Origin of the sequence: Panacagrimonas sp. (assembly GCF_965216805.1) — a bacterium.
In the GTDB taxonomy this organism is placed as follows: Bacteria; Pseudomonadota; Gammaproteobacteria; order Nevskiales; family Nevskiaceae; genus Panacagrimonas.
Window position 1 is genome coordinate 1,098,120 of the sequence record NZ_CBDCGN010000003.1, and the last position, 20,228, is coordinate 1,118,347.

At 66.8% G+C, this 20,228-nt stretch carries 22 protein-coding genes; 16 read left to right on the forward strand and 6 right to left on the reverse strand.

Annotated features, from left to right (window positions below; translation table 11 throughout):
• The first annotated feature begins 37 nt into the window (after positions 1-37).
• From ACOOHP_RS18040 to ACOOHP_RS18055, 4 genes are all read left to right on the forward strand, one after another.
• A complete protein-coding gene (locus tag ACOOHP_RS18040) occupies positions 38-508 on the forward strand; it encodes a hypothetical protein (protein ID WP_420467870.1) in 471 nt (156 codons plus the stop codon).
• A 31-nt stretch (positions 509-539) separates the two neighbouring features.
• The gene (locus ACOOHP_RS18045; RefSeq protein ID WP_420467871.1) at positions 540-821 is read left to right on the forward strand and encodes a hypothetical protein; all 282 of its coding nucleotides are present in this window, start codon (positions 540-542) and stop codon (positions 819-821) included.
• A gap of 95 nt (positions 822-916) precedes the next feature.
• Complete coding sequence (locus ACOOHP_RS18050; protein ID WP_420467872.1) at positions 917-3,103, forward strand: TonB-dependent receptor; 2,187 nt, start codon at positions 917-919, stop codon at positions 3,101-3,103.
• Positions 3,104-3,255: 152 nt separating this feature from the next.
• Positions 3,256-3,516: a GlsB/YeaQ/YmgE family stress response membrane protein gene (locus ACOOHP_RS18055; RefSeq protein ID WP_420467873.1), complete on the forward strand. Its 261-nt coding sequence runs from the start codon at positions 3,256-3,258 to the stop codon at positions 3,514-3,516.
• Positions 3,517-3,538: 22 nt separating this feature from the next.
• Here ACOOHP_RS18055 and gpmA read toward each other — a convergent pair whose 3' ends face one another.
• Genes gpmA through ACOOHP_RS18070 form a run of 3 tightly spaced genes read right to left on the reverse strand, consistent with a single transcriptional unit; the run spans position 3,539 to position 5,794 of the window.
• Positions 3,539-4,288 (reverse strand): 2,3-diphosphoglycerate-dependent phosphoglycerate mutase, encoded by a 750-nt coding sequence (gene gpmA / locus ACOOHP_RS18060; RefSeq protein ID WP_420467874.1) that lies wholly within the window; start codon positions 4,286-4,288, stop codon positions 3,539-3,541.
• A gap of 46 nt (positions 4,289-4,334) precedes the next feature.
• A complete protein-coding gene (locus ACOOHP_RS18065) occupies positions 4,335-4,868 on the reverse strand; it encodes a gamma carbonic anhydrase family protein (RefSeq protein ID WP_420467875.1) in 534 nt (177 codons plus the stop codon).
• An 11-nt stretch (positions 4,869-4,879) separates the two neighbouring features.
• Positions 4,880-5,794 carry an alpha/beta hydrolase gene (locus tag ACOOHP_RS18070; RefSeq protein ID WP_420467876.1) on the reverse strand — a complete coding sequence of 305 codons (915 nt, stop codon included), beginning with the start codon at positions 5,792-5,794 and terminating at the stop codon, positions 4,880-4,882.
• Between the two features lie 142 nt (positions 5,795-5,936).
• Here ACOOHP_RS18070 and ACOOHP_RS18075 point away from each other — a divergent pair, with 142 nt between their 5' ends.
• The 10 genes from ACOOHP_RS18075 (at position 5,937) to rlmH (ending at position 15,662) form a co-directional block, all read left to right on the forward strand.
• A complete protein-coding gene (locus tag ACOOHP_RS18075; RefSeq protein ID WP_420467877.1) occupies positions 5,937-6,512 on the forward strand; it encodes a LemA family protein in 576 nt (191 codons plus the stop codon).
• Between the two features lie 37 nt (positions 6,513-6,549).
• Positions 6,550-6,900 carry a hypothetical protein gene (locus tag ACOOHP_RS18080; protein ID WP_420467878.1) on the forward strand — a complete coding sequence of 117 codons (351 nt, stop codon included), beginning with the start codon at positions 6,550-6,552 and terminating at the stop codon, positions 6,898-6,900.
• 19 nt (positions 6,901-6,919) lie between these two features.
• Positions 6,920-7,963 (forward strand): GIDE domain-containing protein, encoded by a 1,044-nt coding sequence (locus tag ACOOHP_RS18085; RefSeq protein WP_420467879.1) that lies wholly within the window; start codon positions 6,920-6,922, stop codon positions 7,961-7,963.
• Between the two features lie 94 nt (positions 7,964-8,057).
• Entirely contained in the window at positions 8,058-10,136 is a 2,079-nt protein-coding gene (locus ACOOHP_RS18090) for a M3 family metallopeptidase (RefSeq protein WP_420467880.1), read from the forward strand.
• 41 nt (positions 10,137-10,177) lie between these two features.
• On the forward strand, positions 10,178-11,728 hold the full coding sequence (locus ACOOHP_RS18095; RefSeq protein WP_420467881.1) for an FAD-dependent oxidoreductase: 1,551 nt from the start codon (positions 10,178-10,180) through the stop codon (positions 11,726-11,728).
• Positions 11,725-12,819 carry a DNA polymerase III subunit delta gene (holA, locus tag ACOOHP_RS18100; RefSeq protein ID WP_420467882.1) on the forward strand — a complete coding sequence of 365 codons (1,095 nt, stop codon included), beginning with the start codon at positions 11,725-11,727 and terminating at the stop codon, positions 12,817-12,819. Before ACOOHP_RS18095 ends, holA begins: the two co-directional genes overlap by 4 nt.
• Positions 12,816-14,108 (forward strand): glutamate-5-semialdehyde dehydrogenase, encoded by a 1,293-nt coding sequence (locus tag ACOOHP_RS18105; protein WP_420467883.1) that lies wholly within the window; start codon positions 12,816-12,818, stop codon positions 14,106-14,108. The genes holA and ACOOHP_RS18105 overlap by 4 nt, the downstream gene beginning before the upstream one ends.
• Before the next feature lie 30 nt (positions 14,109-14,138).
• A complete protein-coding gene (gene nadD / locus ACOOHP_RS18110; protein WP_420467884.1) occupies positions 14,139-14,858 on the forward strand; it encodes a nicotinate-nucleotide adenylyltransferase in 720 nt (239 codons plus the stop codon).
• Positions 14,833-15,198, forward strand: a complete 366-nt coding sequence (gene rsfS / locus ACOOHP_RS18115; protein ID WP_420467885.1) for a ribosome silencing factor — start codon at positions 14,833-14,835, stop codon at positions 15,196-15,198. The genes nadD and rsfS overlap by 26 nt, the downstream gene beginning before the upstream one ends.
• A complete protein-coding gene (gene rlmH, locus ACOOHP_RS18120; RefSeq protein WP_420467886.1) occupies positions 15,195-15,662 on the forward strand; it encodes a 23S rRNA (pseudouridine(1915)-N(3))-methyltransferase RlmH in 468 nt (155 codons plus the stop codon). Before rsfS ends, rlmH begins: the two co-directional genes overlap by 4 nt.
• A gap of 15 nt (positions 15,663-15,677) precedes the next feature.
• On the opposite strand, the gene ACOOHP_RS18125 is transcribed toward rlmH, so the two are convergent.
• Together ACOOHP_RS18125 and ACOOHP_RS18130 are read right to left on the reverse strand one after the other, a co-directional pair.
• Complete coding sequence (locus tag ACOOHP_RS18125) at positions 15,678-16,649, reverse strand: response regulator transcription factor (RefSeq protein WP_420467887.1); 972 nt, start codon at positions 16,647-16,649, stop codon at positions 15,678-15,680.
• 35 nt (positions 16,650-16,684) lie between these two features.
• Positions 16,685-17,110 (reverse strand): hypothetical protein, encoded by a 426-nt coding sequence (locus tag ACOOHP_RS18130; RefSeq protein ID WP_420467888.1) that lies wholly within the window; start codon positions 17,108-17,110, stop codon positions 16,685-16,687.
• 80 nt (positions 17,111-17,190) lie between these two features.
• Here ACOOHP_RS18130 and ACOOHP_RS18135 point away from each other — a divergent pair, with 80 nt between their 5' ends.
• Complete coding sequence (locus ACOOHP_RS18135) at positions 17,191-18,378, forward strand: tRNA guanosine(34) transglycosylase Tgt (RefSeq protein WP_420467889.1); 1,188 nt, start codon at positions 17,191-17,193, stop codon at positions 18,376-18,378.
• Positions 18,379-18,403: 25 nt separating this feature from the next.
• Positions 18,404-19,282, forward strand: coding sequence for a neutral zinc metallopeptidase (locus ACOOHP_RS18140; RefSeq protein ID WP_420467890.1), 879 nt, complete (start codon positions 18,404-18,406; stop codon positions 19,280-19,282).
• 171 nt (positions 19,283-19,453) lie between these two features.
• On the opposite strand, the gene ACOOHP_RS18145 is transcribed toward ACOOHP_RS18140, so the two are convergent.
• Positions 19,454-20,149: a double zinc ribbon domain-containing protein gene (locus tag ACOOHP_RS18145; protein ID WP_420467891.1), complete on the reverse strand. Its 696-nt coding sequence runs from the start codon at positions 20,147-20,149 to the stop codon at positions 19,454-19,456.
• Positions 20,150-20,228: the final 79 nt, after the last annotated feature.

A 20,228-nucleotide genomic window follows, 5' to 3' on the forward strand; every position in this document is an offset into this window, starting at 1 on the left:
CGCCGCCGGCACCGCTTGAATTGCCGATTGAAGACAGATGAGCAGTCCGCCGATAGCCGTCCTGCCGATCTCCGACCTTGGTTTCGAGGCTCTACGCCGGCTGTTTGCACCCTGCGGCCTGGAGGTGTCGGAAGTGGCACCGCAGACACCAATCCCGGGCTCCTATTGGGGTGATCCGGAAGCAGGTCTGATCGGCTCGGTGCTGTATGCGCGCGCCGACACTCCGGTGCATTCGGCGTTGCATGAAGCTTGTCACTACCTGTGCATGGACGCCGCGCGGCGTAAGGGCCTGGATACCGACGCCGGCGGCAGCGACACCGAGGAAAACGCCGTCTGCTACCTCCAGTGTGTGCTGGCAGATCGCCTGCCCGGCTATTCGCGGCAACGATGCTTTGCCGACATGGACGCCTGGGGTTACCACTTCATCCTGGGTTCCGCACGTGCCTGGTTCGACCACGACAGCGACGATGCCCGCGCCTGGCTGCGGACCCGCCACCTGCTGCGCTGACGGCACGTCGCGTGATCGTTATACTATAACAATGGCGTGTCGCATTTCTTCCTCGCTGCTGCTGGTTCTGAGCCTGTTGTTCGGGCTGTGGACCACGGCCGCGCACGATCCGGATCACGACAGCGCCAGCCATGGCGACCATTGCGCGGTGTGCGTGGTCGCCCACACCTTGGGCAACGGGTTGTCGGCCTATACCCCCGGCTTGGTCCTGGCTACGCATCGCGCCGGGCGCGCAGACCGGCGGCCGGTTCTATCGCCGCGCAACGCCCGGCTCGCGCCGCACGCACGCGGACCTCCGACTTTCTTCGCCTGAGCGCGCGTCCGCGCGCGCCACTGCTTCGACCCCGAGGCTGCACGCACCGAACCCGCGTGCCGTGCAGCGATGCGTCGCTTGACCGCGAGGAAGTCATGTCTTTCACATTTCATTGTCACGCCCGGGCACTGCTGTGCCTGGGTATTTCCGCACCCCTGGCCACGACCCTGTTTCCCACGGTCGTCGTTGCCCAGACGCCTGAAGCCACGTCTGACGGCGTGCCCACCATCACCGTGGAGGCCAGTCCTTTCCGTCGTGCCGCAGACGACATCGTGCAGCCGGTGGATGTCATCGCCGGCGAGGAGCTCGACCGCAAGCGCCGCGCCAGCATCGGAGAGGTGCTGGAAAACGAGCCCGGCGTCGCCACCACCGACTTCGGTCCCGGCGTCGGCCGGCCGATCATCCGAGGCCAGGGCGGTGCGCGGGTGGCGGTGCTGGACAACGGCATCGGCGCGATGGATGTCTCCACCCTGTCGAGCGATCACGCGGTGACCATTGATCCGGCGCACGCGCGTCAGGTCGAAATTATCAAGGGACCGGCCACGCTGATGTTCGGCAGTGGAGCCAGTGCCGGCGTGGTCAATGTGGTCGATGACCGGCTGCCGGACGTGTTCGTCGCCGGCCTGCAGTTCGAGGGCGACTATTCCTACGCCGACAATGCCGACGAGCGTCAGAGTCACCTGCGGGCACGCTACGGCGTCGGTGAGGTGATGTTCGGCGCCGATTACGCCGGGCGAAAGGCAGGCCTGTTCGAAATTCCCGGGTTCGCCGAGGTGGGTCACGCAGAGGAAGAACACGAAGGCGAGCACGAAGAAGAGCACGATGAAGATGCGCCTCGCGGCATACTGCCCAACAGCAACCTGCGCACCGAAAGTTACGGCGCCAATCTGTCCTGGATCCGCCCGATGCAGGTGCTCAACGCCGCGGTGTCGGTGTACGACAGCAACTACGGGGTGCCCGGCCACGCACACGGTCATGAACACGAGGAAGCGCATGGCGGAGAAGAACCCGGTGCGGCGGAACACGGCGAGGATGCAGGCGGGGTGCGGATCGACATGCAGCAGACTCGCTTCGATCTGCGTGGCAAGTGGTTTTCGCCCTTGGGTGGTGTCGAGAGCCTGACCACCCGCATCGGGGTCAACGACTACGAGCACACCGAGATCGAACCCGGCGGTGAGGCCGGAACCCGCTTCGACAACGAAGAGATCGAGGGACGGCTGGAGCTGGTGCACGCACCGCTGTCCGGCTGGCGCGGTGCGCTCGGTGTCCAGGCCATCGATCGCGACTTCTCCGCGGTGGGCGAGGAGGCGTTCGTCCCGCCGGTCAACACGCACACCACGGGTGTGTTCCTGGTCGAGGAGCGCCCGACGGACTGGGGACGCGTCGAAGCCGGGGTGCGCCTGGAGCAGGTCGACCACGAGCCCGAACTGGCCGGCGCCGTCCCGGACATCGACTTCAGCCCGCTGAGCGTGTCGCTGGGGACGCTGGTGGAACTGGGACCGCGGCATCATCTGCGCCTGAATCTCGCTCGCGCCCAGCGTGCGCCCGCCGCCGAGGAGGTGTACGCCGACGGCCCGCATCTGGCCACCGCGACCTTTGAGCGCGGGGATCTCGGTCTGGACGAGGAGACCGCCAACAACGTGGAGATCGGCATCGATCGCCACGATGCGCGCTGGACCTGGTCGGCCAATATCTTCTTCAATCGCATTGAGGACTACGTATTTCTCGCCAATGCCGACGACGATGGTGATGGCATCGCCGACCTGGTCAGCGAGGAAGGCGAGCTGCTCGGCCCGGACGATGACCTCGACGAGGCCCTGTTCCTGGTCGACTACGCACAGGCCGATGCCGAGTTTTACGGATTCGAGCTCGAATCCGGCTATCAACTCATCGAGCGCGGTCCGTTCCGGCTCGACGGACGCCTGTTTGCCGATTCGGTGCGTGGCGAACTGCGCGACGGCAGCCATCTGCCCCGGATCACACCGATGCGGTTCGGCGGCGGATTCGATGCGAAATTCGGAGCGCTGTCCGGATCGATCGGTCTGACCCGCGTGGAACGCCAGGATCGGATCGCCGCCCTGGAGACCGAGACCGCCGGCTACGAGCTGCTGGCGGCGGATGTTGCCTACACCCTGACCGCCGGCGACACCCGCACCACGTTCTATGTGCGCGGTCGCAACCTGCTGGACGAGGAGGCACGGCGGCACACGTCCTTCGTCAAGGACGATGCGTCTTTGCCGGGGGTGACGCTGCTGGCCGGCGTGCGCATCCAGTTCAACTGACGGCTCACGGCGCGCCGCGTGCGCGCCGGTTGCGGGGACTTCATCACCGGTTCACCGGACCGGATCAGGCTGCCGGACTCCGGATCGGCAGATTGCAGCCTGCAAATGCGTACTGGCGGCCCGGAAACACCCAAGTCGAAAAGGAGAACAACATGAGCATCACCGGAATCATCGGGACCCTGGTCATCGGCTTCTTCGCCGGACTGATTGCGCGCTTTCTCAAGCCCGGCGACGACAGCATGGGCATCATCATGACCTCGCTGCTCGGCATCGCAGGCGCGTTTGCGGCGACGTTCCTGGGTCGCACACTGGGCCTGTACCAGGACGGACAGGCGGCCGGTTTCATCGGCGCGGTGGTCGGCGCCATCGTGGTGCTGGTGATCTACGGCTTCATCAAGAAGGCCGCCAAGTAGTCCGGCCCAGCGCCTGCACGCGTCAGCGCGCCGCCTTGGCCTGGTTCGCCACGGCCTCGGCGGCGCGCCTCGCCGCATCGGGATCGCCGAGATAGGCGAACGATTTCACCTTGAGTGCATCGTCCAGCTCGAAACGCAGCGGGATGCCGGTGGGGATGTTGAGTTCGACGATCTCGGACTCGGACACCTTGTTCAGATACTTGTACAGCGCGCGCAGTGAATTGCCGTGCGCGGTCACCAGCACCGTCTGGCCGGTCTTCAATTGCGACGCGATCCGGTCATGCCAGTACGGCAGCACGCGGTCCAAGGTGGTGGCCAGCGATTCGGTGCCCGGCAGGCAGGCCACATCGAGCTTGGCGTAGCGGGCGTCGCTGGCCGGATGGCCGGGATCCGTCAACTCCATCGCCGGCGGCGGCACGTCGTAGCTGCGGCGCCAGATCTTGACCTGCGCCTCTCCGTGTCGGGCGGTCGTCTCGGCCTTGTCCAGTCCCTGAAGAGCACCGTAGTGACGCTCGTTGAGCCGCCAGCTCTTGGTGACGGGAATCCATAGCTGATCCATCACGTCCAGCGCGGTGTACATCGTGCGGATCGCACGACGCAGCACCGAGGTGTGCGCGCAGTCGAAGCGCAGGCCGGCGGCCTTCATCAGCTCCCCGGCTTTCAGCGCCTCCTGGCGGCCGGCCTCGGTGATGTCCACGTCGACCCAGCCGGTGAAGCGGTTGTCGAGATTCCACTGGCTCTGGCCGTGGCGCAGGAGAACGAGAGTCGGCATTGCGGATTCCGGGGGAGGCGAGCGGGACGCCGATTTTAACGGCGACTCAGATTTCCGGATGCAGGTAGCGGTTTTTGACCCGGACATAGTGCGCCGCCGAATAGCGCAAGTTTTCTATTTCTTCCGGCCTCAGTTCGCGCACCGGTCTGGCTGGCCTGCCGGCGTAGAGCCAGCCGCTCTGCAGGCGCTTGCCCGGCGACACCAGGCTGCCGGCGGCGATGAAGACCTCGTCCTCCACCACCACCTTGTCCAGCAGCAGGCTGCCCATGCCGACCAGCACGCGATTGCCGAGATGGCAGGCATGCAGGATCGCGCCGTGACCGAGGGTCACGTCCTCGCCGATCAGCAGGTCGGCGCCGCCGGGCGTGTAGGGGCCGTCGTGCGTGACGTGCAGGACGGCGTTGTCCTGCACATTGCTGCGCGCGCCGATGCGGATGCGATTGACGTCGCCGCGCACGGTAGCGAAGGGCCACACCGAGGCGTCCGCGCCAAGGTGCACGTCGCCGATCACGCAGGCCTGTTCGTCGACGTAGACGCCGGCTGCGAGTGTCGGAACGGTGCCGCCGAACGGCCGAATCATCCCGCGGCGGCTCAGTTGATCGGCAGCGGCATGGTCTGGATGCCGGGATCGGCGTCCGGGGGGCGGATCGCCGAGCGCGGCGCCGTAGCCCAGCGGTTGACGAACTCCGACACGTGCTGGATCACGTCGGTCTGTCCGCGCAGCGGCTTGGCCAGCGACGCCACGATGTAGCGATGGCTCATCTTGGGGTAGATCACCGTTTCGATCGGACCGCCGGCCCGCTTGATGGCGTCCGCCATGTTGCGGGTGTTCTTGACGAACACGATCTCGTCGTCCTCGCCGTGCATCAGCAGCATCGGCGGGTTGTCGCCGTTGGCGAACAGGATCGGCTGCGACTGCTGAAAACTCTCGGGCGGGCCGAACACGTCGCGCAGCGTGGGGTCGGTGATGGGCAGGAAGTCGTAGGGACCTGCCAGGCCGATCATGCCGCGCAGCCAGCTGCGCGAACCGCCGGCCTGCGCCAGAAACTCCTCGCGTACGGCCAGCATGGCGGCAAGGTGGGCGCCCGCCGAATGTCCCATGACGAAGATCTTGTCCGGGCTGCCGCCGTAGGTGGCGACATTGTCGCGCAGCCAAGCGACGGCGCGGGCGCCATCGTTGACGAACTCGGGGAAGCGCACGGTGGGGTACAGACGGTAGTTGGGGAGCACTGCCACGAAGCCGCGCGATGCCAGCGCTTCGCCGACGAAGGTGTACTGGTCCTTGTCGCCCTCGCTCCAGCGACCGCCAAAGAAGAACACCACCACCGGCGCGTTCTGTACGTTGGGCGGCGAGTAGATATCCAGGCGCAGGTTCTTGCCCTGATCGTAGATCAGGTTGGCCGCCAACTCGTAGCCGCGCGAGGGGGTCAGAGAATTGAGAAAGGCCTGGCCGGTGCAACCGGTCAGAATCAGCAGGGCCATCAGGCTGGTCAACAGAAGCCGCACGGGACATTTCCTCTTGGCGATACAGCGGGTTGTGTAGCGGGATAAGTCTGACCGCAGTGCAACAATAATGGTAGCGCGACAAGCTGAACGCCGAGTGTCGCGCGGGCTACACTGACCGGGCGCCGATTGCGCAGATCGGGAGATGGAAGTGGGGACTTACATCGTGCTGGCCGTGGTGGGGATCGCGCTGATCTATGCCGTCGTCATCTACAACGGGCTGGTGGCGCTCAAGCACAACGTGACCAAGGCGTGGAGCAACATCGACGTGCTGCTCAAGCAGCGCCACGACGAACTGCCCAAGCTGGTGGAGACCTGCAGGCAGCACATGCAGTTCGAAACCGCCACTCTGGAAAAGGTGATGCAGGCGCGCAGCGGCGCCAAGGCCGCGGCGGACAAGGGGGACGTCAAGGGTGTGGGCGCCGCCGAAACCCTGATGCGCTCCGGCCTGGGTGGCATCACCGCCACGGTCGAGGCCTATCCCGAGCTGCGTTCGAACGAGTCGATCCAGACGCTGCTCGGTCGCATCACCGGGCTGGAAAATGCCATCGCCGACCGTCGCGAGTTCTATAACGAGAGCGTCAACGTCAACAACGTGCGCATCGAGCAGTTTCCCGACGTCATCGTGGCCCGCATGGGCGGCTTCAAGGCGGCCGAGCTGCTGGAATTCCAGGCTGAGGAAATTCGCGACGTGGACGTCAAGAACCTGTTCGCCACCTGAGTGGGCGTCGGCGCCCGGCTCACCGGAGAGGAGCATCATGATGATCGGCACCTGGATCGTCCCGGTCGTAATGACCGGCCTGCTGTCCGCGGTCCTGACCTGGATCCTGGCGGCATGGCTGTATCGGAGCCGTCTGCAAGCGCAGTTCGACCAGCGCCTGGCCGAGATCCAGGCCGAGTTCGAACAGCGCGTGAAGGCGGGTGTCCTAGCGGCTGGGCAGGAACTGCTGCCCGCTTTGCGCGAACAGGTGAAGCTGGGCTTTCAGGACGCCATCCGGCAGACCCAGACCGGCGAGCTGGTGGAGAGCTACGCCGGCGTGGTCAACCAGAGCGCGGAAGTGCTGAGCGCGCGCCTAGGCGGCTTGTTCAGATTCAAGCCGCGCAAGTGAGTCGTCCGCAGGCGCTTGCATGGACTGGGTGACGGCGATCCTGCTGGCGATCGCCCAGGCTGAAACGCGGCCGTTCTGGATTGCCATCGTGGTCATGTCGCTGCTCGGTGCCGGCGGCTTCGTCTACGGATGGGTGCAGTTGCAACGCGCGCGCCTGATCGAGAACACGCCGACCTCGCGCATCCGCTCCGCCGCGCAGGGCTATGTCGAATTGCAGGGCCATTCGCGGCTCATGCCAGGCCCCGAGATTCGGGCGCCCCTGTCCGGAGAGCGCTGTTGCTGGTGGGACTTTCGCGTCGAGCAAAAGCAGCGCGAGTACCGCAACGGCAGTGCGCGCACCGAGTGGAAGGTGATCGAGCGCGGTACCTCCGACGAACTGTTCCTGTTGGCCGACGGCACCGGCGAATGCGTGATCGATCCGGTCGGCGCACGCGTGATTCCCAGCGTCTCGCGGCGTTGGCGCGGTTCGGTACGGCGCCCGCAGTCGTATCCGGCCGAGCGCTCGTGGTTCGAGTTCGGCGACTTCCGCTATCGCGAACGCCTGGTGCGTTATGGCGACTGGCTCTACGCGCTGGGTGAGTTCCGCAGCCAGACGGCGGTCCGTCACGACCAGGAAAGCCAGGACGTATCGGACCTGCTGGCGCAGTGGAAACGGGATCGCGCCGGCCTGCTGCGACGCTTCGACGCCGATGGCGACGGCGAGATCAGCGTCAAGGAGTGGCAGCTGGCACGCGCCGCGGCGGTCAAGCAGGTGCGCGCCGAGCAGGTCGAGCGTTCGGTGCAGCCGGCCCGCGGCACGGTGTCCGAGCGCAGCGAGGTGGGTGCGGACGCGGGCCGTACCGGCGCCTCCCGCACCCACTTGCCGATGCAAGGCACCGTGTCGGCGCCGGACTTGCACGTACTGGGCCGGCCCGACGATCGTCGCCGGCCGTACATCCTGTCGACGCAGTCGGAGCGGCAGTTGACCCGCGGCCTGCGCTGGACCGGTCTGGCCAGTTTGTGCGTGGCGGCTCTGCTCGGTGCGGCAACGACGTTTGCGCTGCTGGCACGTGGCGTGCCTTGACGGTTACGCCCCGAGTCCTCGGTACCGCTCGCTTGAACCGCCGTCAGGTTGCACCATATCTCTGAATCTCTCTTGCCTGGCACTTTTCGATCCGATGAACAACGCGCTCCTGCAGGACCGACCGCTCAACGCGCTGCCGCCGTTTCACGAGTTTCAACCGGAACAGGCGCTGCCGGCGATCGACGCCGTCCTGGAACAGAATCGCGCGGCCCTGGCTGCGCTGCTGCAGGACCTGAAACAGCCCACCTGGGCCAGCCTGATCGAGCCGTTGGAGGGCCTGGGCGAACGCCTGTCGCGCACCTGGGGTCCGGTTTCGCATCTGTTCGGTGTCACCTCCAGCGCCGAATGGCGCGCGGCGTTCAATGCCTGCCTGCCCAAGGTCACCGAGTACGGCCTGGAGCTGTCGCAGTCCGAACCGCTGTATCAGGCCTACAAGGGACTTGCGGAGTCGCCGGAGTTCTCCGCGCTGGGCGAGATCAAGCAGAAAGTGATCCGCGACGCCCTGCGTGATTTCCGCTTGTCTGGCATCGGCCTGCCGCCTTCGCAGAAAGAACGTTACAAGCAGATTTCCATGCGCCTTTCGGAAATTCAGACCAAGTTCGAAGAAAACCTGATGGACGCCATCCAGGCGTTCTCGCTGCAGGTCACCGACGCGGCGCGCCTGCGCGGCATGTCGGACACGGCGCTGGAGCAGGCCGCACAGAAAGCCAGGGCCAAGGAGCTGGAGGGCTGGTTGCTGACGCTGGACTTCCCCAGCTTCGACGCGGTGATCTCCTACGCCGACGACCGCGATCTTCGTCGCGAGCTGTACACCGCCTACGCCACCCGCGCGTCCGATCAGGGCCCGCAGGCCGGGCAGTTCGACAACAGCGCGCTGATGGACGAGATCCTCAAGCTGCGCCACGAGGAGGCACTGCTGCTGGGCTACGCCAACTACGCCGAACTGTCGCTGGCGACCAAGATGGCGGAATCGCCCGACGCGGTGGAGCGATTTCTGCAGGACCTGGCGCAGCGATCCAGGCCGCGCGCGCAGGTCGAACTCGAAGCGCTGCGTGCTTATGCACGTGGGCTCGGCGGGCCGGACGATCTGCAGCCCTGGGACATCGCCTACTACAGCGAGAAGTTCAAGGAAGAAAAACTCGGGCTGAACGAAGAGGCGTTGCGGCCCTATTTCCCGCTGCCGTCGGTACTGGATGGCTTGTTCGGCTTGATCCGTCGCCTTTACGGCGTGCACGTCGTGGCGGTGGATGGCCCCTCGGTGTGGCATCCGCAGGTGCAGGTCTATGCCCTGCAGGATGAGCGCGGAAAAATCTTTGGTCGCTTCTATCTGGATCCCTACGCGCGCGAACACAAGCGCGGCGGTGCCTGGATGGACGAGTGCCTGAGCCGGCGTCGCAGCGCCGATGGCTTGCAACTGCCGGTGGCTTACCTGGTGTGCAACTTCCGTCCGCCCCTGAACAACGATGGCGCAGAACTGCCCGGCCTGCTGACCCACGACGAGGTGGTGACGCTGTACCACGAGTTCGGTCACGGTCTGCACCTGTTGATGACCCAGGTCGAGGAGTCTGCCGTGGCCGGCATCCACGGCGTCGAATGGGATGCGGTGGAGCTGCCCAGCCAGTTCATGGAGAACTGGTGCTACGAGCCGCAGATGCTCAAGAGCTACGCGCGCCACTGGCAGACCGGTGAGCCCTTGCCGGATGCGCAGATCGACAAGCTGCGCGAATCGCGCCGGTTCCAGACCGGTATGGGCACCGTGCGGCAGATCGAGTTCTCGCTGTTCGACCTGCGCTTGCATCGCGATTATGACCCGGCCGCAGGTGCGCGCGTGCTGGACACCATCGAAGCGGTGCGCAACGAGGTCTCGGTGCTCAAGCCGCCCGCGTTCAACCGCATGCCCTGGAGTTTTTCGCACATCTTTGCGGGCGGTTACGCCGCCGGCTACTACAGCTACAAGTGGGCCGAGGTGTTGTCGGCGGATGCCTTTGCGGCCTTCGAGGAATCCGGGCTCACGCCCGAGGGCTTGCGCGAAACCGGGCGTCGCTTCCTGGAGCACATCCTGTCGCGCGGCGGGTCGCGCGAAGCGGCGCAATTGTTCCGCGAATTCCGCGGTCGCGAGCCCAGCATCGAGCCGCTGCTGCGGCATAACGGGCTGGTGGAGGTAGTGGCGTGATCCGGAATCCGCGGTGAGCGCTGCGGTGCAACACTAGCGCCATGGAAAAGTCCGTCACCAAACCCGCGACCCCCGCGTTTCCCCTGGTTCGCGACGTCTCCAGGTTGTCCGCAGACTTCGACCTGCTGGTCATCGGCGGCGGCATCTACGGCGCCTGGACCGCTTACGACGCCGCGCTGCGCGGGCTGAAAGTGGCGCTGATCGAGAAGAACGACTGGGCCAGCGGCACCTCGTCGGCATCGAGCAAGCTGATCCACGGCGGGTTGCGTTATCTCGAACATTACGAGTTCGCGCTGGTGCGCCATGCGCTGCGCGAACGCCGGCTGCTGACCCGGCTGGCGCCGCACCTGGTACGCCCGCTGGATTTCATCCTGCCGGTGTGGAAGGGCCCGCGCGCGAGCCCCTTGATGCTTTCGGCCGGGTTGACTCTTTACGACGCGCTCGCCTTTGGCAGCGGGCCGGTCAAGCCGCACAAGCGCTTCAATCCGCGCAGCCTGCTCAAACTGTATCCGTACGTGGATCCGGACAACCTCGTCAGCGGCTTTCGCTACGGCGACTGTCAGGAAGACGATGCACGCATGACCATGACCGTGGTGGCCGCCGCGCAGTCGGCGGGTGCGGTGTGCGCCAACAAGCTGCAGGCCGAAAAACTACTGCGCAACGACGACGGCATCTGCGGGGCGCAGTTGCGCGACATGGAAAGCGGCGAGCGCTTCGAGGTGCGCGCGCGTTGCATCGTCAATTCCGCCGGGCCCTGGGCACGTTCGCTGCTGGGGCCGGAAGCGCCGCGGGTCAAGCTGGTCAAGGGCACGCACCTGCTGCTGCCAGCGATCCAGGGCTGCACCGAGGCTTTCCTGCTCACCGCCAAGGACGGTCGCGTGTTCTTCGTGATTCCCTGGTACGGACGCACCATCGTCGGCACCACGGAGTCCGAAGTGCAGAGCCCGGACGAGGCGGTGCCCACCGACGAGGAAACCACCTATCTGATCGACGGCGTGCGTCGCGGCCTGCCGGGCCTGGGCTGGACCGAGTCCGATGTCATCGCGCGCTATTCCGGCGTGCGCACCTTGCAGGCCGAGGACGCTTCCAGCCTGTCGGCGGTGTCGCGCGAGTTCGACATCGTGGAGCCGGAGCCGCGCCTGGTACTGCCCATCGGCGGCAAGTACACCACCTCGCGTTGCGATGCGGCGCAGATCGTCGACCGCGTGCAGCGCTCGCTGCGCATCAAGAAGACACGTTCGCTGACCGGTCTCAAGCGTCTGCCCGGCGCGCCGCGCGAGGACTTCGAGCTATGGCTGCCGCTGGCGGTCAAGCGCCTGACCGCAGCGGGCCTGGACGGCGTCGCGGCCAGCCATGTCGCCCATCGCCAGGGCGCGCGCATCGAAGAGGTCCTGGCGGTGATCGCCACAGATCCAACCCTGGCGCAGCGCGTACACGCCGACGCGCCGTTCGTGCGCGCCGAGGTCAAGCTGGCGTTCCGGGATGAGATGGCGCTGTCCACTGACGATGCCCTGCGCCGGCGCATGCCGCTGGCGCTGCTGGCGTCCGACCTCAGCGCGGCGCGCGCCGACGCCGAAACCCTGCGTCCATGAAGCTGCGCCCCGAACAGCTCAAGGCGCACCTGGGCAAGTCCCTGCTGCCGGTCTACGTGGTGGCCGGCGAAGAGCCGCTGCTGATGGAAGAAGCCCTGGACGGCTTGCGCGGCACTGCCCGCGCGCAGGGCTACAGCGAGCGCGAGGTGTTCGACGTCGACCGCGGCTTCGACTGGAGCCGGCTGGTCGAAGCCTGCGGCAGCCTGTCGCTGTTCGCGACTCGCAAGATCGTGGAACTGCGCATGCCCAAGGGGCCTAATCCCGGGCGCAGCAAGTCCGGCGACGACGACGGCGACGACGACAGTGCTCCCGGCGCCAAGTCGTCAATAGATGGCGCCAAGCTGCTCGTCGAGCTGGCACAGCGTCCGCCGCAGGACGTGCTGCTGCTGGTCACCGCCGGCAAGCTCGACTATCGCCAGCAACAGGCCGCCTGGTACGTCGCGCTGGAGCAGGCCGGGGCCTCGATCTATGCGGCACCCATCGCGCTGGAACAATGGCCGGATTGGGTGGCGCAGCGTTTGCGCGCTGCCGGGTTGCAAGCCGACGCTGCGGCCGTCGAAGAGCTGGCCGAGCGCACCGAAGGCAATGCCCTGGCCGCCAGGCAGGACATCGACAAGCTCGCGCTGCTTTCCCCCGGTGCTGCGATAGGCGCTGAGCAGGTCCGCGCCGTGGTGGCGGACAGCGCACGATTCGACGCTTTCGACCTGGGCGAACGCATGCTCAATGGCGACACCGCGGGTGCCGTACGGGCCCTTGCCCGTCTGCGTGGCGAGGGGCTGGATGCCCTGGCGGTGCTGGGGCCGCTGACCTGGGTGCTGCGCCAGTGGGCGCAGGCGCAGGCCATCTATCAGCGCAGCGGCGACGCCGCCCGCGCCTGCGCCGAGGCCCGCATCGCACGTGCGCGCATTCCCGCCATGTCGCGTGCCCTGACCCGCGCGCGCAGTACCCAGATCTACGGCTGGCTGCGCCAGGCCGCCGCGGTGGATCAGGCCGCCAAGTCCACCGGCGGACGGGAGCAGGCCTGGGAGGAGTTGCTAACATGGGTCGTCGCGGCCGCCGGGCGCCGCGTGATCCGACCCATGGCTGCATGAACGCTCAAGTGGCAAACACTCCGCGCGCCGGACAAGACCAGATTACCGCCTACATGCGGGAAAAAGGCGAGCGCGCCCGTGCTGCCAGCCGCGCTATGGCGCGCGCCGACAGCGGCCTCAAGAATGCCTGCCTGTTCGCGCTCGCGCGCATCCTGCGCGACGAGGCCGACGCCATCCTCGGCGCCAACGACCGGGACATGCGCGCCGGCAAGGCGGCCAAACTGGATGCCGCGCTGCTGGATCGGCTGGAGTTGAATCTGGATCGCATCGCGGCCATGGCCGACGGGGTCCGCGAGATTGCCAACCTGTCCGATCCGGTGGGCGAACTGACCGACATGCGCCTGCGCCCATCCGGTATCCAGGTTGGCCGCATGCGTGTGCCGCTGGGCGTGGTCGGTATCGTCTACGAATCGCGTCCCAACGTGACGGCGGATGCGGCCAGTCTGTGTCTCAAGTCGGGCAATGCCTGCATATTGCGCGGCGGATCCGAGGCCATGCATTCCAACCTGGCGATTGCCCGCTGCATTGCGCGCGCGCTGCGCGATGCCGGCCTGCCGGAAGACGCCGTGCAGGTGCTGGACATCACCGACCGTCGCACCGTGGGCCAGCTGGTGGCGATGCCGGAATACGTGGACGTGGTGATTCCGCGCGGCGGCAAGGGGCTGGTCGAAGCCGTTTCCAACAACGCGCGGGTGCCGGTGATCAAACACCTGGATGGCGTCTGCCACGTCTTCATCGACCGCGATGCCGATCTGGACAAGGCGGTCTCGGTCGCGGTCAATGCCAAGACCCAGCGCTACGGCACCTGCAACACCATGGAAACCCTGCTGGTGGACGAGCCCATCGCGCAGCAGGTCTTGCCCGAACTGGGCCGCATCTTCAGTGAGGCGGGCGTGGAACTGCGCGGCTGCGAGCGCACCCGAGCCGCCATCGCTCTCGCCAAGCCGGCCAGCGAAACGGATTGGGCGGCCGAATATCTCGCGCCGATCCTGGCCGTCAAAGTGGTGGACGGTCTGGACCAGGCGATGGATCACATCGCCCGTTATGGCTCGGCGCATACCGACGCGATCGTCACCGAGAATTACTCGCGCGCGCGTCGATTCCTGCGCGAGGTGGATTCGTCTTCGGTGATGGTCAACGCCTCCACCCGTTTCGCCGACGGTTACGAATACGGACTGGGCGCCGAGGTCGGCATCAGCACCGACAAGTTCCATGCGCGCGGACCGGTAGGCCTGGAAGGACTGACCTCGCAGAAGTGGATCGTGCTGGGCGATGGCAATGTGCGTTGACCGTCGGGAATCGGGAATCGGGAATCGGGAATGGTAGAAGCCGGTCCCTCAACGATTCTCGATTCTCGATCCCCGATTCCCGGCGCAAGCCGCGCCATCGGCATCTTCGGCGGCACCTTTGCACCTATCCATAACGGGCACCTGCGACTGGCGCTGGAACTGCGCGAGCGCCTGCAGCTGGATCGCGTGCATCTGATTCCGGCCGGCGAGCCGCCGCATCGCGAGCGGCCCACGGTGCCGGCACAGCGTCGGCTGGACTGGGTGCGGCTGGCTTGCGGCGACGAGCCCGGTCTGATCGCCGACGATCGCGAGGTGCGGCGTGGCGGGCGCAGCTACACCTACGACACCCTGGCCGGCCTGCGCACCGAGTGGCCGGAGGCGTCGATCGTGCTGCTGGTGGGCGACGACGCCGCCAACCAGTTCCACACTTGGCATCGCTGGCAGGAAATTCCCGACCTGGCGCACCTGGTATTCGTGCAGCGGCCGTCCGAGCCGTCGGCGCCGGCGCCGCCGCTGCAGGCCCTGCTGCGTCGGCGGCGCGCGACCGATCCCAGCGCGTTCGGCCGTCAGCCGGCTGGGCTGTTCATGGCTGCACAACTGCCGCCGCTGGCCATCTCTTCCACGCGCATCCGCCGCCTGCTGGCGGCTGGGCGCTCGGTCCGCGGCTTGCTGCCGCAGGCCGTCATCGATTCCTTCACCCCCGAGGACCTCGGCAACCTGACCCATGACGACCTACCTGCAAGCGACTGACGATCCCGTGGTGCAACTGGCGCTGGCGGCGCTGGAAGATCTCAAGGCCAAGGAGGTCAGCGTGCTCGATGTGCGCGGCCTCACCAGCATGACCGACACCATGGTGATCTGTAGCGGCACCTCCAACCGGCACGTGAAATCGCTGGCGCAGGCGGTGGTCGAGAAATGCAAAGAGGGCGGATTCCGGCCCATGGGCATCGAGGGGCTGGACGAGTCCGAATGGGTGCTGGTGGACCTGGGCGACGCGGTGGTGCACGTCATGCAAGCGCAGGCGCGTGCGTTCTATCAGCTCGAAAAACTGTGGGACATGAAGGAAGTCAAGTCCGCCGCACAGCAGTGAAGCTGCGCCTGCTCGCGGTCGGCACGCGCATGCCGGCCTGGGTGAACAGCGGTTTTGGCGATTACGCTGAACGACTGCCGCGCGAGCTCAAGCTGGAACTGGTGGAACTGCCGCTGGCCGCGCGCGGCAAGAACCCTGACATCGAACGCGCCAAATCCGCCGAAGGCGAAAAACTGCTGGAGCGTTCGCGCGATCACCATCGTGTGGTGCTCGACGAACGCGGCACGTCATGGACCAGCCCGGATCTCGCGGCGCGACTCAAGAACTGGATGCAGAACGGTCGCGACGTCGCGCTGATCGTCGGCGGCCCGGATGGTCATTCGCGTGTCGTGCTGGAGAGCGCCGACGACACCTGGTCGCTGTCGCGCCTGACCCTGCCGCATGCGCTGGTGCGCGTGCTGATTGCCGAGCAGGTCTACCGGGCCTGGAGCCTGCTGGCCAACCATCCCTATCACCGCGCGTAAGGCGCACGCGGTTCCTCACGATTGCGGATGCACGAGGGTGGCGAGTTCTGCGCGGCTGCTCACGCCCAGCTTGCGGTAGACGCGGTACAGGTGATTGGCGACGGTGGAGGGCGCCACGCCGATCTTGCGCGCAGCCTGCTTGAACGACAGGCCCTGCGCCACCGACATCACCACGTCGCGTTCGCGCGCGGTCAGGCGGTCCAGCGGCCCCGCTTCCCATGCCAGCAGCATGAACACGTCGCCCAGCGACTTGCAGCGCACGCAGAGCTTGCCGTGGGTGACGGTCTGTCCTGGCGCCGGTATGGAGAAGGGCAGCGACGGAGTATCCGGCGAGGCGCCCGGATAGTGGCGGTCCAGCAGTTCGTGAAAGCGTGGCTGCACTTCGTGAAACAACCCCTGCCGGTCCACGACGGCGGCACCGCTGCCCAGCGCGCGTTCGGTATTGCGTAGCAGGTGCAGGAAATAGCCGTGCGAGGCGGCGTTGAACAGGTGATAGGTGATGCGCTGTTGCTGGCGCTGCTCGATCACGGTGAAGGGTTTTGTGGCGTCGTGCCGGTACAGGGTGACCAGCGAGTACAGGCGGCTGCGGGCGTCCAGGTGCGCGGTACTCAGAATGCGCTCGATGCCCAGCGGACCGAACACCTGGCGATAGATTTCGGACGTGTGGAAGTCGGCGTCCGGCAGCACGCTCTGCATGTCCACCGGCTGCTCCAGGTTGGACAGGATGCGCGGCAGCAGCGGATTGATGTGGCTGGTCGCTTCCAGCCGCTGCGGAAAATCGGCCGGCACGCCGATCACGGTAGAGGTGTGAAACCCCGAGTTGGCGCCGCCGCCGCTGCCCCACAGTGCGGCGTCGCAGGGCACCACGCTGGCGACCTGCTGCAATGCCCAGGCGCGAAAGCGGTCCGGCGCGATCGCCAGTGCGTTGCGGTACAGGCGCGCCACCAGCGCGTCGACGGGGTCGGGGCGGTAACTCTGGTCTTCCATGGCCGCCGCGAATGTAGCAGCCCGCGCGACGATGCCTATCCTTCGCGACGTGGGACCAGGCAGGCGCGCAGTTGCGGAATTGCGCCGACGGCCTCGGTGAACACGAAGAACCACAGCACCGGCGGCGCATCGGCCGCCAGCAGATAGGCGATCAGCAGCAGCGCGACCAGCAGGCGACCGACGCCGTCGACCAGCGCCAGCATGCCCACCGGGTGCAGCAGCCGCGCCACCACCCATACACCCACCATCACGCCGGACAGATTGACGAAAAACATCTGCATCGTTCCGAACGCCGGCGCCGTGCTCTCGTAGCCCAGCAGGCCGTTGAACCAGTACAGCGCACCCAGGAACAGGGTGGCGGTCCACGGCGTGGCCAGGGCCAGCACGCCGGAATCGATCATCGCCCAGAAACGCACCGTGGCCGGCGCGACGTGCTCATAACGTGAGGCGTAGGAAGTCATGCGCGGCATGCCCGGCTGGATTGAGATGGCGCGGAGCCTGACAATCCGCGCCCCTGCCTGTCTATCGCCGTTCGCCCGCCGTGCAATTCCAGTTGATCTCCAGCGATGGGCCCGCACGCCGAGGACGTTTGGTGTTCGCACGCGGCATGGTTGAAACGCCAGCGTTCATGCCGGTCGGCACTTACGGCACGGTCAAGGGCCTGAGCCCCGCCGAGGTGCGCGGAACCGGCGCCCAGATTCTGCTCGGCAATACCTTTCACCTGATGCTGCGACCGGGACCCGAGGCCATGGTCAAGCTGGGTGGCCTGCATCGCTTCATGGACTGGGACGGCCCCATCCTCACCGACAGCGGCGGCTTCCAGGTGTGGAGCCTGAGCGGCCTGCGCAAGATCACCGAAGAGGGCGTGAAGTTCGCTTCGCCGATCAACGGTGATCGCGTGTTCCTGACGCCCGAGCGCGCGATCGAGGTGCAGCACGCACTAGGTTCGGACATCGTCATGCAGTTCGACGAATGCACGCCGCATCCCGCCACCCCCGAGCAGGTGCGCAAGTCGATGGAGATGAGTGCGCGCTGGGGTGCGAGGTGCAAGACAGCGCATGAAGCGCTGAAGGCGAGCGGCCCGGGGCCCCGACCCCGGGCGTTCGGCGGGCAGGGAGCGCCACCGGCGCTCCCTGAAACCCCCGCCTCACTCTTCGGCATCGTGCAGGGCGGCATGCTGGAGGACCTGCGCCGCGAGTCCCTGCAACGCCTGACCGAGATCGGCTTCGACGGCTATGCGCTCGGCGGCCTGTCGGTGGGCGAGACCGAGGCGGAGCGCCTGCACGTGCTGGATGCCATCGGCCCGCATCTGCCGGTCGACAAACCCCATTATCTGATGGGCGTCGGCACGCCGCGCGACCTGGTGCAGGCGGTCGGTCGCGGAATCGACATGTTCGATTGCGTGATGCCGACGAGGAACGCGCGCAACGGCCACCTGTTCACCTCGCAGGGCGTGGTCAAGCTGCGCAACGCGCAGCACCGCGAGGATCCAGGCCCGCTGGACCCGGACTGCGACTGCCACACCTGCAGCCGCTACTCGCGTGCCTATCTGCATCATCTGGACCGCTGCAATGAAATGCTGGGGCCGCGGCTCAACACCATTCACAATCTGCATTACTACCAGGGTGTGATGCGGCGGATACGCGCGGCGATCGAGGAAGGCCGCTACGCCGCGTTTGCGGAACAATTTCTGGCTGGCCCGGAAGGGGCGTCACGCAAGGCCGCTTAACCTCAGCGAGTCATCGGAGAACGCTATGCGCTGGAGAAAGGGAAGACGCAGCGACAACCTGGTGGACCTGCGCCGCGGCGGCACGCGCGGCGGCGGCCTGCGGCCGGGTGGCGGCGGGATGGGGCTGGTCGGTATCGCGGCAGTCGTGCTGATCGCTCTCGCCCTGGGCAAGGACCCGATGGAGATCCTGGGCATGCTCGGGCAGATGCAGGGCGGCACCGCGCCGACCTCGGAGCAAGGTGGCGCACCGCCGGTGGACGACGAAACTGCCGAGTTCATCGCCACCATCCTGGGCGAGACCGAGGACGTGTGGACGCCGATCTTTCAGGCGTCCGGTCTGCGCTACGAGCTGCCCAAACTCAATCTGTTCGAGGGTTACGTGAGCACCGCCTGCGGCAACGCCAGTTCGGCTTCCGGGCCGTTCTATTGCCCCGGCGATCGCGAGATCTATCTCGACACCAGTTTCTTCAAGGCCATGGACCAGCGCCTGGGCGGTGGCGGCGACTTCGCCTACGCCTATGTCATTGCCCACGAGGTCGGTCATCACGTGCAGACCCTGCTCGGGATCTCAGCCAAGGTGCAGGCCGCGCGTCAGCTCGGCCAGAACGTGGAGGGCGACGGTGGCCTGCTGGTGCGCCAGGAGCTGCAGGCCGATTGCTACGCCGGGGTGTGGGCGAACCTCGCCGAGGCCGAGCACCAGTGGCTGGAAGAGGGCGATATCGCTGAAGCCCTCAACACCGCCAGCGCCATCGGCGATGACCGCCTGCAGCAGCAGTCGCAGGGCCGGGTCGTGCCGGATTCGTTTTCGCACGGCACCTCGGAACAGCGTCAGCGCTGGTTCCGCGCGGGCTTCGAGTCCGGCGATCCGGAGCGCTGCGACACGTTTGCGGCGACGGCGCTCTGAGCCGGCTGTCGGCGACGGCATCGGACGCGGATCTCGGATGGCGCGCGATTTGATCGCCCGGGTGCAACCCGGGGTTGCGCGCTCGTGTCCGACCGAAGCCCCGGGCTTCGCCCGGGCTACTGCGCCTGAGCCGCCCCGCATCGCAGAGCCCAGACCAAGCGTTGCGCTGCGTCACGGCGCGCGCGCCAGCGCCCAGGCCTCGATGTGCGCGGCGCCGGCCTTGCGGGTGGCCCGGGCCAGCGCGTCCAGCGTGGCGCCGGTGGTCATGACGTCGTCCACCAGCGCCACGTGCATACCCCAGAGCGGGCGGCTCACCGTAAAGGCATCGCGCAGGTTGCGCCGCCGCTGCGCGGCGCTCTGGCCGATCTGGTCGGCCGGCACGCGCCGCAACTGCGCGGCGTCGGCGGCGACCTCGATCGCCAACACACGTGCCATTGCGCGGGCGATCTCCAGCGCCTGGTTGTAGCCGCGCCGGTACAGGCGCCAGCGCGGCAGCGGCACCGGAATCAGGAGTTCGGGTAGGGGCTGTGGGCGCGCCGCCAGTTGCTGCGCCATCAGGCCGCCCAGACGCCGCGACTGCTCGAATCGCGCGGCGTACTTCAGGCGCACCACGCCCAGCTGCGCGACGCCTTCGTAACGAAACGCCGCCGACGCGCTGTCGAAGGCCGGCGCACGTCGCAGGCAACGCCGGCATAGCGTTGAGACCGTCAGCGGCTGGGCGCAGCGCGGGCAGCAGTTGCGGTTCCACGGCAGGTCGCCAACACATCGCCGACACAGGCCATGCTCAGCGTCGTCGGCACCACAGGTTTCGCACCGCGGCGGCGCGATCCAGGACAGGCATTCGTCAACCCATCGCAGGCGTTTCAAGTTGACAGTCCCCTCGACGGACTCCGAAACTCCGGGCCAGACGGTGAGCCCTGCTCACCGTATCCGCAAGCATTGCGTC

Coding starts and splice junctions, on each gene's coding strand:
- ACOOHP_RS18040 (WP_420467870.1), top strand. CDS start 38: ATGAGCAGTCCGCCGATAGCCGTCCTGCCGATCTCCGACCTTGGTTTC.
- ACOOHP_RS18045 (WP_420467871.1), top strand. CDS start 540: ATGGCGTGTCGCATTTCTTCCTCGCTGCTGCTGGTTCTGAGCCTGTTG.
- ACOOHP_RS18050 (WP_420467872.1), top strand. CDS start 917: ATGTCTTTCACATTTCATTGTCACGCCCGGGCACTGCTGTGCCTGGGT.
- ACOOHP_RS18055 (WP_420467873.1), top strand. CDS start 3,256: ATGAGCATCACCGGAATCATCGGGACCCTGGTCATCGGCTTCTTCGCC.
- gpmA (WP_420467874.1), bottom strand. CDS start 4,288: ATGCCGACTCTCGTTCTCCTGCGCCACGGCCAGAGCCAGTGGAATCTC.
- ACOOHP_RS18065 (WP_420467875.1), bottom strand. CDS start 4,868: ATGATTCGGCCGTTCGGCGGCACCGTTCCGACACTCGCAGCCGGCGTC.
- ACOOHP_RS18075 (WP_420467877.1), top strand. CDS start 5,937: ATGGAAGTGGGGACTTACATCGTGCTGGCCGTGGTGGGGATCGCGCTG.
- ACOOHP_RS18080 (WP_420467878.1), top strand. CDS start 6,550: ATGATGATCGGCACCTGGATCGTCCCGGTCGTAATGACCGGCCTGCTG.
- ACOOHP_RS18085 (WP_420467879.1), top strand. CDS start 6,920: ATGGACTGGGTGACGGCGATCCTGCTGGCGATCGCCCAGGCTGAAACG.
- ACOOHP_RS18090 (WP_420467880.1), top strand. CDS start 8,058: ATGAACAACGCGCTCCTGCAGGACCGACCGCTCAACGCGCTGCCGCCG.
- ACOOHP_RS18095 (WP_420467881.1), top strand. CDS start 10,178: ATGGAAAAGTCCGTCACCAAACCCGCGACCCCCGCGTTTCCCCTGGTT.
- holA (WP_420467882.1), top strand. CDS start 11,725: ATGAAGCTGCGCCCCGAACAGCTCAAGGCGCACCTGGGCAAGTCCCTG.
- ACOOHP_RS18105 (WP_420467883.1), top strand. CDS start 12,816: ATGAACGCTCAAGTGGCAAACACTCCGCGCGCCGGACAAGACCAGATT.
- nadD (WP_420467884.1), top strand. CDS start 14,139: ATGGTAGAAGCCGGTCCCTCAACGATTCTCGATTCTCGATCCCCGATT.
- rsfS (WP_420467885.1), top strand. CDS start 14,833: ATGACGACCTACCTGCAAGCGACTGACGATCCCGTGGTGCAACTGGCG.
- ACOOHP_RS18125 (WP_420467887.1), bottom strand. CDS start 16,649: ATGGAAGACCAGAGTTACCGCCCCGACCCCGTCGACGCGCTGGTGGCG.
- ACOOHP_RS18130 (WP_420467888.1), bottom strand. CDS start 17,110: ATGACTTCCTACGCCTCACGTTATGAGCACGTCGCGCCGGCCACGGTG.
- ACOOHP_RS18140 (WP_420467890.1), top strand. CDS start 18,404: ATGCGCTGGAGAAAGGGAAGACGCAGCGACAACCTGGTGGACCTGCGC.